General features: G+C 36.0%; 17 protein-coding genes. 5 read left to right on the forward strand and 12 right to left on the reverse strand.

What is annotated here, in order from left to right; all coding sequences use genetic code 11:
• Positions 1-93 precede the first annotated feature (93 nt).
• The 4 genes from parE to nudF all read right to left on the reverse strand — a co-directional run bounded on the left by parE (position 94) and on the right by nudF (position 4,279).
• A complete protein-coding gene (gene parE / locus E2R68_RS04370; protein ID WP_134276294.1) occupies positions 94-1,983 on the reverse strand; it encodes a DNA topoisomerase IV subunit B in 1,890 nt (629 codons plus the stop codon).
• Positions 1,984-2,074: 91 nt separating this feature from the next.
• The gene (locus E2R68_RS04375; RefSeq protein ID WP_134276295.1) at positions 2,075-2,662 is read right to left on the reverse strand and encodes a YqiA/YcfP family alpha/beta fold hydrolase; all 588 of its coding nucleotides are present in this window, start codon (positions 2,660-2,662) and stop codon (positions 2,075-2,077) included.
• Between the two features lie 11 nt (positions 2,663-2,673).
• On the reverse strand, positions 2,674-3,510 hold the full coding sequence (gene cpdA, locus E2R68_RS04380) for a 3',5'-cyclic-AMP phosphodiesterase (protein WP_134276296.1): 837 nt from the start codon (positions 3,508-3,510) through the stop codon (positions 2,674-2,676).
• A gap of 172 nt (positions 3,511-3,682) precedes the next feature.
• Entirely contained in the window at positions 3,683-4,279 is a 597-nt protein-coding gene (gene nudF / locus E2R68_RS04385) for an ADP-ribose diphosphatase (protein WP_134276297.1), read from the reverse strand.
• 158 nt (positions 4,280-4,437) lie between these two features.
• On the opposite strand from nudF, the gene E2R68_RS04390 reads away from it, so the two are divergent.
• On the forward strand, positions 4,438-5,808 hold the full coding sequence (locus E2R68_RS04390; protein ID WP_134276298.1) for a TolC family outer membrane protein: 1,371 nt from the start codon (positions 4,438-4,440) through the stop codon (positions 5,806-5,808).
• Between the two features lie 111 nt (positions 5,809-5,919).
• Here E2R68_RS04390 and hldE read toward each other — a convergent pair whose 3' ends face one another.
• Positions 5,920-7,350 (reverse strand): bifunctional D-glycero-beta-D-manno-heptose-7-phosphate kinase/D-glycero-beta-D-manno-heptose 1-phosphate adenylyltransferase HldE, encoded by a 1,431-nt coding sequence (hldE, locus tag E2R68_RS04395; protein ID WP_134276299.1) that lies wholly within the window; start codon positions 7,348-7,350, stop codon positions 5,920-5,922.
• A 183-nt stretch (positions 7,351-7,533) separates the two neighbouring features.
• Here hldE and E2R68_RS04400 point away from each other — a divergent pair, with 183 nt between their 5' ends.
• Positions 7,534-9,444: an ATP-binding protein gene (locus E2R68_RS04400; protein WP_134276300.1), complete on the forward strand. Its 1,911-nt coding sequence runs from the start codon at positions 7,534-7,536 to the stop codon at positions 9,442-9,444.
• A gap of 45 nt (positions 9,445-9,489) precedes the next feature.
• Here the strand turns inward: E2R68_RS04400 and E2R68_RS04405 are convergent, their stop codons facing one another.
• Entirely contained in the window at positions 9,490-9,861 is a 372-nt protein-coding gene (locus tag E2R68_RS04405; protein WP_134276301.1) for a YbaN family protein, read from the reverse strand.
• A 178-nt stretch (positions 9,862-10,039) separates the two neighbouring features.
• On the opposite strand from E2R68_RS04405, the gene E2R68_RS04410 reads away from it, so the two are divergent.
• Positions 10,040-10,741 carry a spondin domain-containing protein gene (locus E2R68_RS04410; protein ID WP_208380110.1) on the forward strand — a complete coding sequence of 234 codons (702 nt, stop codon included), beginning with the start codon at positions 10,040-10,042 and terminating at the stop codon, positions 10,739-10,741.
• A gap of 125 nt (positions 10,742-10,866) precedes the next feature.
• Here E2R68_RS04410 and rplS read toward each other — a convergent pair whose 3' ends face one another.
• From rplS to ffh, 5 genes are all read right to left on the reverse strand, one after another.
• Entirely contained in the window at positions 10,867-11,217 is a 351-nt protein-coding gene (gene rplS, locus E2R68_RS04415; protein ID WP_113818297.1) for a 50S ribosomal protein L19, read from the reverse strand.
• Between the two features lie 42 nt (positions 11,218-11,259).
• Positions 11,260-12,006: a tRNA (guanosine(37)-N1)-methyltransferase TrmD gene (gene trmD / locus E2R68_RS04420; RefSeq protein WP_134276302.1), complete on the reverse strand. Its 747-nt coding sequence runs from the start codon at positions 12,004-12,006 to the stop codon at positions 11,260-11,262.
• A gap of 19 nt (positions 12,007-12,025) precedes the next feature.
• Positions 12,026-12,553 (reverse strand): ribosome maturation factor RimM, encoded by a 528-nt coding sequence (rimM, locus tag E2R68_RS04425; RefSeq protein WP_134276303.1) that lies wholly within the window; start codon positions 12,551-12,553, stop codon positions 12,026-12,028.
• A gap of 27 nt (positions 12,554-12,580) precedes the next feature.
• Positions 12,581-12,829, reverse strand: a complete 249-nt coding sequence (gene rpsP / locus E2R68_RS04430) for a 30S ribosomal protein S16 (protein ID WP_028869134.1) — start codon at positions 12,827-12,829, stop codon at positions 12,581-12,583.
• A 210-nt stretch (positions 12,830-13,039) separates the two neighbouring features.
• Positions 13,040-14,458: a signal recognition particle protein gene (gene ffh / locus E2R68_RS04435; RefSeq protein WP_134276304.1), complete on the reverse strand. Its 1,419-nt coding sequence runs from the start codon at positions 14,456-14,458 to the stop codon at positions 13,040-13,042.
• A 147-nt stretch (positions 14,459-14,605) separates the two neighbouring features.
• Between ffh and E2R68_RS04440 the strand changes: the two genes are divergently transcribed.
• Entirely contained in the window at positions 14,606-15,397 is a 792-nt protein-coding gene (locus E2R68_RS04440; RefSeq protein WP_134276305.1) for a cytochrome C assembly family protein, read from the forward strand.
• Positions 15,398-15,411: 14 nt separating this feature from the next.
• On the opposite strand, the gene E2R68_RS04445 is transcribed toward E2R68_RS04440, so the two are convergent.
• Complete coding sequence (locus E2R68_RS04445) at positions 15,412-16,128, reverse strand: endonuclease (RefSeq protein WP_445177079.1); 717 nt, start codon at positions 16,126-16,128, stop codon at positions 15,412-15,414.
• Positions 16,129-16,397: 269 nt separating this feature from the next.
• Between E2R68_RS04445 and E2R68_RS04450 the strand changes: the two genes are divergently transcribed.
• On the forward strand, positions 16,398-17,672 hold the full coding sequence (locus E2R68_RS04450) for an HlyC/CorC family transporter (RefSeq protein ID WP_134276307.1): 1,275 nt from the start codon (positions 16,398-16,400) through the stop codon (positions 17,670-17,672).
• The last annotated feature ends 48 nt before the right edge of the window (positions 17,673-17,720 follow it).

A 17,720-nucleotide genomic window follows, 5' to 3' on the forward strand; every position in this document is an offset into this window, starting at 1 on the left:
GCAATATTTGAAATAATAACAGGTGTATTTTGTGATCGTTAATGTTCAAATAAACTTAGTTGTTGTTTAAAGCAACTTATGCTTTAAACAACATTAGTCTATTGCCGCCATATCCCCGCTAGCTTCTAACCAAACTTTACGATCTCCGGCGCGTTTTTTAGCAAGCAACATATCCATCATTTCAATCATTTTATCTGCATCATCAATCGTCAATTGCACTAAACGACGCGTATTAGGATCCATGGTAGTTTCACGTAGTTGTAATGGGTTCATTTCGCCTAGTCCTTTGAATCGCTGTACATTTACTTTACCACGTTTTTTTTCTGCTTGAATGCGGTCAAGAATACCGTCTTTTTCAGACTCATCTAAAGCATAATAAACATCTTTCCCAATATCGATACGATACAAAGGAGGCATAGCAACATAAAAGTTACCTGCATCAACAACCGCTCTAAAATGACGTACAAACAACGCACAAATTAATGTCGCGATATGTAACCCATCTGAATCCGCATCCGCTAAAATACAAATTTTACCATAGCGTAAACCAGATAAATCAGTGGAGCCTGGGTCAATACCAATTGCTATTGATATATTATGAATTTCTTCAGAGCTTAAAATTATGTCTGACTCATCTTCCCAGGTATTTTTAATTTTTCCGCGTAGTGGCATGATCGCTTGAAATTCACGGTCTCGAGCTTGTTTCGCACTCCCACCAGCAGAGTCTCCCTCTACTAAGAACAATTCTCCACGTTCAGGATCTTGTGTTGAACAGTCTGTTAATTTACCAGGTAATGCAGGACCTTGTGTAATTTTTTTGCGTGCAACTTTTTTGCTTTTACGAGTTCTGGTTTGCGCATTATTAATACAAAATTCAGCCAATGCTTCCGCTTCATTCACATTTGCATTTAACCATAAGCTAAATGCATCTTTTACAACGCCTGAGACAAATACGGCACATTGACGAGAAGATAAACGTTCTTTTGTTTGTCCTGCAAATTGAGGCTCTTTAATTTTAACAGATAGAACATAACTACATTTATCCCAAATATCTTCAGGACTTAATTTCAAACCTCGAGGCAGAATATTACGAATATCACAAAATTCACGCATTGCATCTAATAGTCCCTGACGGAAGCCATTAACATGTGTACCACCTTGCGCGGTTGGTATTAAATTAACGTAACTCTCGGTAATAGTGTCACCACCTTCAGGTAACCAAACAACAGCCCAATCTGCCATTTCTCTATTAGCAGAAAACTGCCCTACAAAAGGAACTGATGGTAATAATTCATTTTCTGAAACTGTTTCTAATAAATAATCATTTAGGCCATCTTGATAACACCATTCATAATTATTTTTATTTACTTTATCTTTAAATTTAATGCTCAAGCCAGGGCATAAAACGGCTTTAGCTTTCAGTAGGTGTAATAAGCGAGATACTGAAAATTTATAACTATCAAAATATTTAGGATCAGGCCTAAAATGGACACTTGTACCTGTGTTGCGTTTACCACAAGCACCTACCTCACTTAATTCTTCAACTTTATTCCCATTTTCAAAGGCAATATGAAATATTTTGGCATCACGTCGAATTTGTACATCAATACGAGTTGAAAGAGCATTTACAACAGAAATACCAACACCATGTAAACCACCTGATATTTCATAGTTTTTGCCTGAGAATTTACCACCAGCATGTAACTTACAAAAAATCAGTTCAACCCCTGATATTTTTTCTTCTGGATGCATATCAATTGGCATACCACGCCCATCATCAATGACTTCTAAAGATTGGTCTTCATGCAAAATAACTTGAATTGAACTCGCATGTCCTGCTAAAGCTTCATCAACAGAGTTATCAATAACTTCTTGCGCTAAATGATTAGGACGATTGGTTTCAGTATACATACCCGGTCGATGGCGAACGGGATCGAGTCCGTTTAATACTTCAATGGAATCTGAATTATATTGTTCACTCATGTATGTACCTATTTATTACTTATTACGCGATTAAAGGGGGAGTTGATTCTGCAAGTAAGTTAACACAGAACAATTCAGTTGATTATATCAATTAATAAAGAAACTGAATTATTTTTGAAAGATATCGTTCAAAACCAATAAAACTATGATCCCCCCCCTCTTCGCAGGTTATTTTACAAGCTTGATATTTTTTTAATGCATCACGATAGTCTAAGACTTCGTCTTGCTTTTGTAATAACACCCATAAATTATCAATGTTATTAATGCTCTCTACATTTAACGCGATTAACTGGCGCAGATATTCTTGGTCAATATTATATTGTTGTTGTAAATAAGGATGTGTTTGCATACCTTGATAATCAGTCAATAAAACATAGGGAGTAACAGCTGGGTTAATTAATACCGCTTTTACGGCATATTGCTGCGCAACATTGGTTGCCAAAAAACCACCTAATGAGCTTCCTATAACTGCAATTTCAGACTCTTTATATTGTTCAAATATAGATACAATCAGTGACCACATATCAGCAGGCATAACAGGTAATTGAGGACAAATAAAATGTATTTCAGGATGTTTTGACAACAAATAATCACGCATTTGCTGTGCTTTTAACGATGCAGGGGAGCTATGAAAACCATGTAATGAAAGTAATACTTTAGTTGGTTTTACTTCAGTCATATTATCTCTTTTTAATATCCAGTTGCATTCTCATCAGTAGTAAATTCATTCGCATTAATACGTTCAACCTGAGTGATAATATCGCCTTCTTTAGTTAATACTAAATAGCGATAGCCAGGGGCTTGAGTGTCTACAGCAAAATCATAGCTTTTAGGTTTAAATTGCACGCACGTAGATGGGCTTGTTAAATAACGCACCCCTTCTTTTGTCATATCAAACGCTTGGTGAACATGCCCTGATAATACTGCTTTCACATTTGTAAAAGGTTTTATCAAAGCTCTTAGCTGCTTATTATTTTTAAGAATATGCTGATCTAACCATGCGGCCCCAACAGGCAAAACATGATGGTGTACTGATATTAACGCATGTTTATTAGGATACTCTTGTAACTTCTCAGTCAAAAAAATTAATTGAGATTCACTTAATAAACCATGTGGTACGCCTTCTACCTGCGAATCTAACAAAATAATTTGCCAATGTTCACTCACAATTTGCTTGCTCTGAGCTAACCCTTCTTGTAATAAAGAAGGTAACATTACTGATTGCATATCATGGTTACCTGGTAACCAATAACAAGGCATTTTGAGGCTTTTAATACGCTCACTAAAGTAGGTATAAGATTGAATAGAGTGATCTTGAGATAAATCGCCAGTGCATAAAACAGCTTCGCAACGTCCTGCATATTGATGAGCATGCTTTACTACAGCGTCATAACTTTTAACTGTTTTAATGCCTAATAAATCTTTTTCAGGATCGGCAAAAAGATGCGTATCAGTAATTTGTAATAGTTTAATATCACCATTGAGATCAGCAGTTATTGTTGTACTTGTCTGACTTACACCATTCATCGACTATTTATATCTCTTGTTCTAGACCAAAATACCTATTATAAGAGGCATTTTTTATTTAAATATTAGTAATTCGATTTTATCATTCTCAAAATAATGAAAATGAATTAATGATTAAAAATGTCGGCAGTGCCTCATTTCTATTGGGGAAATGCCTAATTCATCAACAAATTTATATCCTTAAACCTTGTTCACGGTTTAACTCTAACCATTGTAAGCCTATGATTGTCGCTGCATTATTAATTTTTCCAGTTTTCACCCATTGATAAGCTTGCTCCCGAGAAATAACATGCGCCCGAATATCCTCCCCTTCTTCAGCTAACCCAAAAATCCCCTCTGCATTACGGCTATCTACATTGGCAATAAATAAATCAATGGTTTCAGTTGTTCCACCAGGACTCACTAAATAACTTAACATAAACTGACATTGTCCTATGACGAGCCCTGCTTCTTCAAAAGCTTCTCGTTTTACAACATCTTGAGCATCTTCACCTTCTTCAATCATTCCAGCGATAAGCTCTAACAACCAAGGAGATTGTTCCCCAGCCATTGCACCAAACCTAAACTGTTCAACTAACACAACTTTATCTAAGGTTTTATCGTAAGCTAATAATGCAGCAGCCTTACCTCTTTCAAAAAATTCACGTTGAATGGGCACACTCCATTCACCTGAAAACAACCTATGCTTTAAGGTATACTTATTACATTTAAAAAAACCTTTATAGAGAGGCTCGCAAGCTAATACTTCAACATCATTTTTGTCATACATCGTATTTTCCCTAACTTATAATTGAATTTATTTATTTTTATTGTACTTTACATACCAAACAAGAATGAATATTCATTATTTTTATAATACTATGATATTAATCTGTGTTAGCCTCACTATATATAAGTAAAAACACTCTTTAATAGGATCTCTTTATCATGACTTTAAAACGCCTTTACATTGTTACTTTTTTAGGGCTTTCAAGTATTAGCGTTAATGCTGATACGCTGCAGCAAGTTTATGAAACTGCTAAGTACAAAGATCCAGTCATCTTAAAAAGTAAAGCGCAATACAACGTATTTGCTGAAAAAATCAGTGAATCAAGAGCAGCTCTATTACCTCAAATTGGTTTTGATTTAGACGCCAACAGAGTCGACTCAAGTCGAGCTCCTGCAGATAATACCAATTACGGTGCGAGTCTTGGTTTAACACAATCTATTTATAATGGTTCGTACTGGCAGCAAGCAGATATCTCCGAGAAACAAGCAACTGAATATGCCGCTATTTATGGTTATGCAGCACAAGATTTATTAGTACGAGTTGCCACTGCTTATTTTGATATTTTACGTGCAAACGAAGAAGTTAAATCAATTGAAGCAAATAAGCGCGCAGTAGAACGTCAATTAGAACAAACTAAACAACGTTTTGATGTAGGTTTAATTGCCATCACTGATGTACATGAAGCACAAGCAGCATACGATAGAAGTGTTGCAGATTTAATTGTGGCAAAAAACACATTAGCAAATAACTATTACTCACTGAGAGAGCTAACAGGGGAAGACGTAAAAGAAGTATCTTACTTAGATACAGAAACATTTGCGCCACAACCACTTGAAGGCGATATAACTTATTGGCGTAATAAAGCTTTAGAGCATAACTTAAGCTTACATAGTAAACGTATTGCTAAAGAACTTGCACAAATGAATATCGAACTTGCAAAAACAGGTCATGGTCCAACTATCGATTTTACTGCTGGTCTAGGTTACCGTAATTACGACTATGATATTGCACCAAACTCTAATCAAGGTGATGCAACATCGGCAACGTTTGGTGTTAACTTGCATGTTCCGATATATTCAGGTGGCTCTATTACCTCTCGTGTAAAACAAGCACAATACAGTTACATCATGGCAAGTGAAGATTTAGTACAGGACTTCCGTACAACTGAAGCACAAGTTAATAGTGGTTATAATAACGTACAGGCTTCTTTAAGCTCAATTAAAGCTTATGAACAAACAGTAGTTTCATCGCAAAGTGCATTAGATGCGGCTGAAGCAAGTTTTGAAGTTGGTACTCGTACTATTGTTGATGTATTAGATGCAACACGTAGTTTATATGCATCTCAAAATCAGTTAGCTAATGCTCGCTATGATTACATTATGAATATGATCCAATTAAAATTCTCTGCAGGTACATTAACTGAGCAAGATATCTTTGATATATCAGCAAGTTTAACTGAAGTATCAGATGCTTCTGCTGATAAAGAAATTGAAGATGCGAAGAAGAAAGTTAATGATGAACAATCTTAATTAATTTGCATTAATAATATTTAAATGCAAAACATCAGAAAGGGAAGCTAATGCTTCCCTTTTTTATAACGGTTAAATTAAATATGTTTAGTTAAGTTTTTTGCTAAAAGATTACTTTTCATTACGAATGGTTTTAATTATTTCAGATGTAGAGCAGCCATCCTTAAATTGCAACACTCGAACTTCACCACCATTAGCAATCACTTCTTTACCACCGGCTATCTGCTCAGGTTTATAATCTCCACCTTTCACTAATAAATCAGGCAGAATTTCTGAAATTAAACGTTGTGGAGTATCTTCACTAAACTCAATAACCCAATCTACAGCACCAAGAGCTGCTAATACCGCCATTCTGCGATCAACTGGATTAACAGGACGACCTTCTCCCTTTAATCCTCTTACAGATTGATCGCTGTTAACTGCAACAATCAAACGATCGCCTTGCTCTCTTGCTGTATTAAGATAAGAAACATGTCCTGCATGTAGAATATCAAAGCAACCATTGGTCATTACCACTTTCTCACCACGATGTTGTGCTAATTTAACAGCCAGTTGTAACTGTGCTTCAGTTAGTACACCAAAACCAATTTCTTGCTGACTATAGACTGCATTTGCTAACTCAATGGTATTCACAGTAGAAGTACCTATTTTACCAACAACCACTCCAGCACCAGCATTAGCTAAAGCACATGCATCTTCAAAACTGCTACCTGCAGCTATAGAAGCAGCTAAGACAGCAATAACCGTATCTCCCGCACCCGTTACATCAAACACTTCTTGTGCTTGTGTAGGTAAATGGAATGGTTCAGCATGCTCACGGATCAAGGTCATACCATGCTCACTTCGAGTTACTAATAATGCTTCTAAATGTAGGTCTTTGACAAGTTGTGTAGCACGTTCAAATAACTCTTTATCATTTTTACAATGACCAACAACACCTTCAAATTCAGATAAATTAGGTGTTAACAGTGTTGCTCCTCGATATTTTTCAAAATCAGATCCTTTAGGATCTACTAAAACTTTTGCACCATGCTGTTTAGCAAGTTGGATCATTTTTTGTACATCTGCCAACGAGCCTTTATTGTAATCAGATAACACCACCACATTAGCAGAATGATTCAATGCTTTATCCATATTCTGCATCATTGCACTACTATCGACTTCAAAAAATGATTCTTCAAAATCAAGACGGATCAATTGTTGATGACGACTTAGTACACGTAATTTAGTAATCGTTGGCGCACCAGGCACAGTCACAAAGTCAGTATCAATGCGCACTGAATGTAAACTATCACTAATAGCTTGTGCAGCTTCATCATCTCCAACCAATCCTACAATGGTAGATTTTGCGCCTAAAGCTGCAATATTTAATGCTACATTAGCTGCGCCACCAGGGCGTTCTTCAACTTGTTTAACATTAACAACGGGAACCGGAGCTTCAGGAGAGATACGTGCAGCCGGTCCATGCCAATATCTATCTAACATGACATCACCTACAACTAACACATTTGCTTGTTCATATTCAGGTAAGGTTATTTTCATTTTATATCTCTCTAGACAGTTGATGATCTAAGGTTATCACAGACGTCGCAAAATCACATTTTCAATAGCTATTCTTTTATCCGTTTGATAAAGATCATAAGCCTAAATAACAGGGGTTTACGTAACTGATTTATTATATATATGATGCATAACGAGTACAGTACTCACTATAGGAGAAAGTAAATGTTAGCCATGTTATGTGTTGATAGCGATACTGATCAGCTTGATAAATTAACCCAAGATTTAGCTGAATTAAATCATCGTATTACTATTCTGCAAGCAACATCGCAACAACAAGCACTTGCCCTATTAGCAAATACAAGTAATGAAATAGCGATTATTATTTCAGCACAAATATTAAATGACGGAAATGCCAGTACATTATTTTCTCATTCAGATCCCGATTTAATACGCAAAATAATTTACGGGAAAATACCTAATGTAGAACAACTAATTACCTGTATTAATCAAGGTGATATTGATTATGTACTCACTTCTCCTTATGAAAAATCACAACTCATTAGCACGATTAAACAACAAATCCATGAATATATAACGCAGGCTCGATTACAACAAAAATTACAAGCTTCGATACCAGACAACAAAGTAACTCAATCACCTAATTCACCTGTAACCTCCCAAGATACTCTATTAGATTTTTCACTTTATTCAGATCAAAAATTATCGCAACTTGTCATTAATTCACTTAATAAAATACTCGAAGAAAAACACTTACTCGGAGTAAAATTACACTATAGTGCTGATCATGTATTGACTCGTGAAGGAGAACGAAATTATTTTTTATGGTTTATTACCAAAGGCAAAGTTTTATTAAAAAAACGTAATGCACATGGAATAACACAAAGCATGACCACTATGGAAGCTGGCTCTATCGTAGGTGGAATGTCATTTTTAACAACAGAAACCGCATTCAGTACTGCAATCACATTAACAAATACCGAAGTGATTAAAGTAGATAATCATTTATTCTCTAAAATTCTACAATCGAATTCTGATTTGCTCTCTCCTTTTACCAATTTATTGCTTCGTAACTTTAATCGTCGACTACAACACAGCATTTCAACCGAATTAGCTCTACAAGAATCTTTAAAGTCTCTGGATATCGCCTATCAGCAATTACTTGATAGCGAAAAAATGGTGGTCTTGGGTGAATTAGTCTCAGGTGTCGCACATGAATTAAATAATCCTGTAGCAGCTATTTTAAGAGGCTCAGAAACATTAATTTCACTAATGCCTCACCTATTTTCAGATAATTTACAATCAGATAATAAAAGCAGCCCATTTTTAGACCTTGCTCAAGATACACTACACAACGGTCTTTCAATTAGTGCATTATCAACAGCAGAAGTGAGAAAGCGTACACGTGCAATACAAGATCAAGTCAACGATAAAAATTTAGCAAAGAAATTAGTCAATATGCAATTAGATCAACAACAAATACCTTTAGAAAATGGTCGTGATTTAAATGAAAGTATTCAACTATTAGACAAATTCCATCAGGCAGGCACAATCTTACGCAATAGCAATGCTTGTGCAAACCGCATAGCTAGCTTGGTCAAAAGCTTAAAGCATTATGCAGGGCACGATAGTAAAGAAGTCTCAATGATTGATGTACACGAAGGCTTAGAAGAAACACTCGTTATTTTTGAAAGCCGCTTAAAAAATTACAATATAGTTAAAAACTACCAAGAGCTTCCTCATATTGAGTGTCATCCTATTGCACTAGAGCAGGTATGGACAAATATTATTGCTAACGCAATTGATGCGATGGGAGAATTCGGGGCATTAACTTTATCTACCACCCACTTTACTGAACAAGACTTTCCATACATAGAAATTTCTATTGAAGATAATGGTCCAGGGATCCCAGACAGCATTAAAGCAAAAGTATTTGAGTTGAATTATACCACCAAGCGAGAAGGCAACTTTGGCTTAGGCATAGGTTTAAATATTAGCTCGCAAATTATTAAACGTCATAGAGGTAACATAACAATTAAAGATGGTAGCCAAGGTGGTGCTAAATTTATCATTACTTTGCCAATTAAGAATTCTGTTACTGAACGTAAACTTTAATAAAATAGTAACAAAGAAATAAAAATGCTTGGTTATAGACTGTATTTATTTTTCATCAATTCTATAGATGAAAAATAATAAAATAGCTAACAAAGCAAGTAACATTAACTGCAGTATTAACTGTCCATATAACAGTAAAATAGAGATGGAAAAAGTGGCAATAATAATTAAATAAATCTGCTTCTTTTTCTTCTTATCAATTTTTTTCTCTTTTTCCCAGTCCTGTAAAACATCTCCAACATAAGGTGCTTGAAGTAACCATTGATGAAATTTTGGTGAGCTACGAGAAAAACAAGCCAATGCTAAAATCAAAAAAGGCGTGGTTGGCATAATAGGTAAAATAAGACCCACAATCCCTAATACAACTAAAATACATCCCATAAAGATAAGTAGGTATCTATAAAAAAAATTACGCATGTGATCCCTAATATATCGTCTAAGATTAATTCACTAAGCTTGCTATTTTAGCAAACTTTATAGAGTAGGCTTTAATATCTTCACTCACAAACTGTTAAATAAAAAACAAATAAAGAAATTTATAGTTAATTTATCAGGTCTTTTAGATATGAGGATTAACCACAATTAGGAGATACACATGAAAGGATTTAAACGTTATACCCTACCCACTTTATTAAGCTTTATGTTGATAGGCTGTGGAAGTGATTCATCATCATTCGTTCCAGGAGCTGAATCAGTCACTTATCGCCTCACATTCTCAACTGACTGGGATGCAACTAATTTCCCTACCAACTTCCCAAATAATAGACATTTTTCTCGTTTAATTGGTGTTAATCATAACGATAAAGATAAATTATTTAGAGTAGGAGAAGCTGCATCTAGCGGTATTGTTTCGATGGCAGAAACTGGCTCAACCAGCAGATTAGCAGCAGACATAAACTTAATGCAAAATGTTGGATATGCTGAAGTTTTAATTAACGGGCCTGAATTAAATGAGAGTGTTGACAGCGTTGAAGCTACGTTATACGTCTCACCTGAATTTCCTCTCGTCACTTTAGTCACTATGGTAGCACCTAGCCCAGATTGGTTTGTTGGAGTTGATAGCCAATCATTACAAGACAGTAATGGAGCATGGGTTGATAAATTAGTTGTTGAATTAAAGGTTTATGATGCAGGTAGTGATAGCGGCAAAACATTCACTGCAGGAAATTCCAGTACAACACCTGTAGAGAAAGTAAGCTTATTATCAAGTGCGCGAACAGATACAGACTTTCAAGATGGCGTACATTATTCAACAGCAAAAACCATCGGAACTTTCACTTTTAGCAAAGTCGAATAGATAAAATTTGGATTAAAATGAAAAACGAATACAAACAAAAAAGGCTCACCTAGGTGAGCCTTTTTATTAGCAGCTATTAGCTACTTAGCAATTTTTGTTATCCAAGTGAATGGATAACAAAACAATTACTTACCTAGCTTCTCTTTAATACGAGCAGCTTTACCAGTAAGTTCACGTAAGTAGTAAAGTTTAGCTTGGCGAACCAGACCGCGACGTTTAACTTCAACGCTTCCTACAAGTGGGCTGTGAGTTTGGAATACACGCTCAACACCTTCACCGCTCGAGATTTTACGAACTGTGAATGCTGAATGTAAACCACGGTTACGCTTAGCAATAACAACACCTTCAAATGCTTGAAGACGCTCTTTTTCACCTTCTTTTACGCGAACACGTACAACAACTGTATCACCTTGAGAGAACTCAGGGATATCTGTACGAAGTTGTTCGTTTTCAATTGCTTCTATAATCTTGCTCATTTTAATACCTTATTATGCCTAGTTAACTAATAACATCGCTGTCTAGTCGGAGCTACTTTCCAGAGCAGCAAGCAATTTTGCTTGCTCGTCAGTCAGAGCTAGGTTTTGTAATAAATCGGGTCTTCTTTGTTTCGTGCGCAGTAATGATTGAGTTAATCGCCATTGACGAATTTTCTCATGATCACCACTTAATAAAACACTCGGCACTTGCTTTCCATCTAACACCTCAGGTCTTGTATAGTGAGGGCAATCAAGCAAACCATCCGCAAAGGAATCTTGCTCTGCTGACTGACTATGACCTAGTACACCCGGTACAAAACGTACCACAGCATCCATTAAAATCATTGCCGGCAACTCACCACCACTTAACACATAATCACCAACAGACCATTCTTCGTCTATTAAGCTTTCGATTATGCGTTCGTCTATTCCTTCATAACGTCCAGCAACTAATATCAAAGCTTTAGAGCTTGATAAAGACTGTGCGCCTTGATGGTCTAAACGTCGACCTTGAGGAGAAAGGTAAATCACCTTTGCCTCATGCCCTGCTTCTCGCGCGGTCTGTTTAGCTGCATTGATAGCATCCCGTAAAGGTTGCACCATCATCAGCATCCCAGGCCCACCACCATAAGGACGATCATCGACCGTTCTATGCTTATCTAAAGTAAAATCACGAGGATTCCAACATTCGATAGAGAGCAAGTTATTTTTAATCGCTCGACCTGTTACCCCATTCTCGCTAATGGCCCGAAACATGTCCGGGAAGAGGCTAATAACCCCTAACCACATAACTTTTCTCCTAGGGTAATTAGAAATCAGGTTCCCAATTAACTGTAATTATTTGGCCCGCAGTATCAACATTCAACACTACCTGCTCTTCGATGAACGGAATTAATCGTTCTTTTTGACCGAAAGCATCATTCGAGTTGGCTTTTACAACAAGCACATCTTTTGAGCCTGTTTCCATCAAATCAGTGACAACACCAAGATGATAACCTTTGTCAGTATTAACCTGACACCCGACTAAATCTCGCCAGTAGTAGTCTGCTTCCAATTCAGGAAGAGTAGAAGGATCAACAAGAAGCTCAATGCCTACTAAGGCTTGTACTTCTTCGCGAACATCATAACCAGCTACTTTTGCAACAAAACCTTTATTGTGACGTTTCCATTCAGTGATATTCACTTCAAGAAGAGCCCCATTAGATTTCATTAACAATGGCTTATATTTAAAAATACTTTCTGGATCATCGGTGTAGGAGTGGACTTTTAACCAGCCTTTGATGCCATATACTGCACCAAATTTGCCTATCTCTATTGGTTGTGCTTTATCGCTCACCGAGTTATCCCCTTCACCTAACTGCAATTAAGCAGCTACAGCGTTGTCTTTTACTAATTTAGCTACACGATCACTTAGCTGTGCGCCAAGACCAACCCAATGGTTGATGCGATCTGTATCTAAACGTAATTTTTCTGATTGACCTTGTGCAGTTGGGTTAAAGAAACCAACTTTTTCAAGGAAACGACCGTCACGTGGGCTACGGCTATCAGTTACTACCACTTGGTAGAATGGGCGTTTTTTAGCGCCACCACGAGCTAAACGAATAGTTACCATATCGTCCTCTATATATTATTAAACGTCGAAAGTCAGTGAATTCTGACCACCTGCTTCTGTAGAAAGCCGCAAAATTATACTCTTATTTGGGAAAAGAACAATCAAAATCACAGTTTGACCACGATTGAAATCCATAAAAAAACAAAAAACCCCGTAAGATATAATCTCACAGGGCTTTAATGTTATTTCATAATACGAATTAACTGAGTTTTATTTTTTACGGAAACCGCCCAAACCAGGAGGTAATCCGGCACCGCCAGCACCAGGCATTCCACCGCCCATGCCGCCCATCATACCTTGCATTCCACCCATCATTTTACGCATGCCGCCTTTACCAGACATTTTTTTCATCATTTTTTGCATTTGCGTAAATTGCTTAAGCAGTCTATTTACATCTTGAATTTGAGTACCAGAGCCCGCTGCAATACGACGTTTACGTCCACCTTTGATGATTTCAGGTTTTGCACGCTCTTTTTTATTCATCGAATTGATAATAGCTTCCATTTGGTTGGTTGCTTTATCATTAACTTGATTTTTCATTGCATCAGGTACATTCGTCATGCCAGGTAATTTATCCATCATGCCCATCATGCCGCCCATGCTTTTCATTTGCACTAACTGCTCACGAAAATCTTCTAAATCAAACCCTTTACCTTTCTGTACTTTTTTCGCTAACTTTTCAGCTTTCTTTTTATCAACTTTATTTTCAAGTTCTTCAATTAATGAAAGAACATCACCCATACCTAAAATACGAGAAGCGATACGATCTGGGTAGAAAGGTTCTAATGCATCAATCTTTTCCCCCATACCGATAAATTTAATTGGTTTACCAGTAATGTGACGAATTGAAAGTGCAGCACCACCACGCGCATCACCATCCGCTTTTGTTAAAATAACACCCGTTAAAGGTAAAGCTTCATTAAATGCTTGTGCTGTATTCGCCGCATCTTGACCAGTCATTGCATCAACAACAAATAATGTCTCAACGGGGTTAATTGCTTGATGAAGATCTTTGATTTCATCCATCATTTCGCCGTCTACATGTAAACGACCAGCTGTATCGACAATGACAACATCAATAAATTTCTTTTTCGCATGTGCAATAGCGGCATTTGCAATATCAATTGGATTTTGTGAAATATCACTTGGGAAAAACTCAACATCAACCTCAGCAGCTAATGTTTCCAATTGTTTGATCGCAGCAGGACGATAAATATCGGCACTCACTACAAGCACTGATTTCTTTTCTTTGTTTTTTAATAATAATGATAATTTAGCAACGGAAGTGGTTTTACCCGCACCTTGCAAACCTGCCATTAATAATACAGCCGGCGGTTGAGTTGCTAAGTTTAAATTTTCATTAACTTCACCCATTGCCAATTCAAGTTCATTTTGTACAACTTTAATGAACGCTTGACCTGGATTTAAGCTTTTAGCAACTTCTTGGCCAATTGAACGTTTTTTGATCGCTTTAATAAAATCACGAACAACAGGTAATGCTACATCGGCTTCTAGTAGCGCCATACGCACTTCGCGTAATGTACCTTTAATGTTGTCTTCTGTTATTCGGCCTTTACCACTGATATTTTTCAGGGATTTCGACAATCTGTCCGTTAAATTCTCAAACATGCTTAAGTCTCATCGCGTTAATTAATTAGGATTTTGTGCATTATACGCATTTATGCTTTTTCAAAATAGTATTAACTTCTCATCCATCCAATAAAGCTGATAATATGGGGGATAAAGAGCCTTTCTCAATTATAGGTATTAAGTTTTATGGATTATTTAGCATTTATTAGTAGTGTGTTTTATTTATTAAGCGGTTTACTGGCGAGCCGACTATTATTTTCACCTAATGCAAAGTCAGATTACCCGATTATTGCTTTAGCAAGTGTTGCATTATTGACGCATGCAATCTGGTTATATCAAAATATTATTTTAATCAGTGGCCAAAACTTACCCATTTTAAACGTACTTTCTTTGGTCAGCTTTTTAATTGCAGCATTATCGTTAGCAATCAGCAAAAACATCAATACAGGTGTATTATTGCCGATAGTCTTTGGCTTTAACATAATTAACTTTATTGCCGTTGTTTATTTGCCAAGCCATTACGTCACACATTTAGAACATAATCCAGGAATAGGCTCACATATTCTATTTGCTTTATTAGCTTATGCAGTCATGGTGATTGCAAGCTTGTTTGCATTACAACTTGCTTATGTAGATCACCGATTAAAAAATCACAAATCCCCTATTACAACACTAAAGCTGCCTCCATTAATGACTTTAGAAAAAACATTATTCCAGTTTATTTTGGTTGGATTTGCATTATTAAGTTGTACTTTATTAACAGGATTTATTTTTTTAGAGGATATGTTTGCTCAAGGTTCTGCACATAAAACAGTGCTATCTATTATTGCTTGGATTATCTATGCAGTCTTATTATGGGGGCGCTACAAAAAAGGATGGCGTGGCCGTTTAGTTATTTATATTACTATTTTCGGCGCATCCTTCTTAACTTTAGCCTATTTTGGTAGCCGCTTTGTACGAGAAATTATTCTATATTAAAAATATACCTGTTATTAAAAGCCTGCTATTTGGCAAGCTTTTTGTACTACTTCATTAACGTTTCCTTGAACTTTTTGGATCCGCTTTGCTCGCTCACATTCCCATTGAGTAATAGGATAACTATTGTTCCACGCATTCATTAATTGACGCTGTTGACTACTCATTTTATAACTTGAATATGTACTATCCATATAAAGATAAGAACGAGCAATCATTCCTCGGCTAGCAGCAGGCGGCTCTACTTTATGATTTTCTATTTTCATCGGGCAACTACCAAAATCACTTTTAATATTACCTAACATAGTAAAATTATAGTTACTACGGCTTGCATTCACTGAACCTATTGAAGGATATAGGTTATACATATCAGCTTGCATATAACGATAATCTTCACTTGCTTTATTAGCACAGCGGCGACCTTTGTAATGCTTGCCTTTACTATTAACACAAGACTTTGCACCATTTCGCCACTCTTTAAAATTACGCCCAAAGTTTTCTGCTGGAACAACGTGTTCCCATTCAACGCGTTTAGCCCTTTTTGCAAATTTTTTACTTTCAAAACCTGGTTCTGGAATAATATTTTTTTTAGCATCAAAATGGGCTTGGCAATAGATTGTTAAGCGCTCTTTTTGATCTGCATAAACTTGTTTCTCAAGTTTATGCTTTGAACTAGAAAATGATTGTATCTGTGTATTTTTCGCATAACAGAATAATGGTAAGCACAATAACAGTAGAGATAGGAAAGATTTAATAGTGATTAGCCTAATATAAAAAAGAAATATTATCCTTTATTCATAAAGCAACTAACAAGTAATTTTAATATAATAAAAGTGTCATGATTTATATCTTGTTTTATATTTGGGTGAAATAAGATCCTATATTCCTTTCAAAAAAAATATTTATAATAATTTTTAACGGATCTACTTTGTTAAATTGGTTTTTCTTCGTTAGTATCGACTTATTAATATTTAATTTTTTAACATAACAATCGAGAGAACTTTTGAGCGACATACCCACTAGTGCATTATTTATTACTTTAGTCATTTTGATTTTTATCTCTGCTTATTTTTCAAGCTCAGAAACTAGCATGATGACATTGAACCGCTATCGTTTACGACACCTAGCGACAGATAAAAATAAGGCAGCCATCCGCGTTGAAAAATTATTAAATAAACCAGATAAATTAATTGGTTTAATTCTGATTGGTAATAATCTGGTTAATATTATTGCCTCAGCGATTGCAACTATTATTGGGCAACGTTTATTTGGAGATGCAGGGATAGCTATTGCAACGGGTGCGCTTACACTGGTTATTTTAATTTTTGCAGAAGTAACACCTAAAACATTAGCCGTTTTATACCCAGAAAAAATTGCTTTCCCAAGCTCTATATTACTCACTCCTTTGCAAAAAATACTCAGCCCACTCGTTTGGTGTATTAATGGTATTTCTAATACACTTTTAAAAATATTTGGTATCAATGTTAATGAACAGAGTGATGATGCATTATCAAGTGATGAATTACGCTCTGTTGTAAATGAAGCAGGCTCGATGATCCCTGAACACCATCAACAAATGTTATTAAGTATCTTAGAGTTAGAGAAAGTAACAGTAGATGAAATCATGGTGCCACGAAATGAAATAGCGGCGATCGACATCAATCAAGATTGGGATACTATTTTAAAACAATTAAAACACCGTACGCATACTATGACACTTTTATATCGAGATACGATTGATGATGCGATTGGTTTTTTACATGCCCGTGATGCGTTATTAAGTTTATTAAAAGAAGACTTTAGCAAAACAACGTTATTACGCAGTGTACGTGAGCTGTATTTTATTCCTGAAGGTACTCCACTTAATACACAACTTATTAAATTCCAACAAAACAAACAACGTATGGGGTTGGTTGTTGATGAATACGGAGATATTCAGGGGTTAGTGACGTTAGCAGATATATTAGAAGAGATCGTCGGCGACTTTACAACATCTCATGAACCACACAGCTCAGAGGAGATACACAAACAACATGACGACAGCTATATCATCGAAGGTAGCTTAGGGATCAGAGACCTAAACAAAGAAATGGGATGGAATTTACCAACCGATGGTCCTCGAACCTTAAATGGCTTGATTCTAGAGCATTTAGAAACAATTCCAACTTCTATGGTAAGCACACGTATTTGTGGTTATCCAATGGAGATATTAGAAGTAGAAAATAATATGGTTAAGTTAGTTAAGATTATTCCTCAGTTATATACAGAGGAAGATTAATCTTATATTCTGAAAAAGGGTTATCAATTAAGCGCCTTCAATGAATTA

The organism is Psychromonas algarum (assembly GCF_004376845.1).
Taxonomy (GTDB): Bacteria; Pseudomonadota; Gammaproteobacteria; order Enterobacterales; family Psychromonadaceae; genus Psychromonas.

Coding starts and splice junctions, on each gene's coding strand:
- cpdA (WP_134276296.1), bottom strand. CDS start 3,510: ATGAATGGTGTAAGTCAGACAAGTACAACAATAACTGCTGATCTCAAT.
- parE (WP_134276294.1), bottom strand. CDS start 1,983: ATGAGTGAACAATATAATTCAGATTCCATTGAAGTATTAAACGGACTC.
- E2R68_RS04390 (WP_134276298.1), top strand. CDS start 4,438: ATGACTTTAAAACGCCTTTACATTGTTACTTTTTTAGGGCTTTCAAGT.
- nudF (WP_134276297.1), bottom strand. CDS start 4,279: ATGTATGACAAAAATGATGTTGAAGTATTAGCTTGCGAGCCTCTCTAT.
- E2R68_RS04405 (WP_134276301.1), bottom strand. CDS start 9,861: ATGCGTAATTTTTTTTATAGATACCTACTTATCTTTATGGGATGTATT.
- trmD (WP_134276302.1), bottom strand. CDS start 12,006: ATGTGGTTAGGGGTTATTAGCCTCTTCCCGGACATGTTTCGGGCCATT.
- E2R68_RS04375 (WP_134276295.1), bottom strand. CDS start 2,662: ATGACTGAAGTAAAACCAACTAAAGTATTACTTTCATTACATGGTTTT.
- E2R68_RS04410 (WP_208380110.1), top strand. CDS start 10,040: ATGAAAGGATTTAAACGTTATACCCTACCCACTTTATTAAGCTTTATG.
- rplS (WP_113818297.1), bottom strand. CDS start 11,217: ATGAGCAAGATTATAGAAGCAATTGAAAACGAACAACTTCGTACAGAT.
- E2R68_RS04440 (WP_134276305.1), top strand. CDS start 14,606: ATGGATTATTTAGCATTTATTAGTAGTGTGTTTTATTTATTAAGCGGT.
- hldE (WP_134276299.1), bottom strand. CDS start 7,350: ATGAAAATAACCTTACCTGAATATGAACAAGCAAATGTGTTAGTTGTA.
- rpsP (WP_028869134.1), bottom strand. CDS start 12,829: ATGGTAACTATTCGTTTAGCTCGTGGTGGCGCTAAAAAACGCCCATTC.
- E2R68_RS04400 (WP_134276300.1), top strand. CDS start 7,534: ATGTTAGCCATGTTATGTGTTGATAGCGATACTGATCAGCTTGATAAA.
- ffh (WP_134276304.1), bottom strand. CDS start 14,458: ATGTTTGAGAATTTAACGGACAGATTGTCGAAATCCCTGAAAAATATC.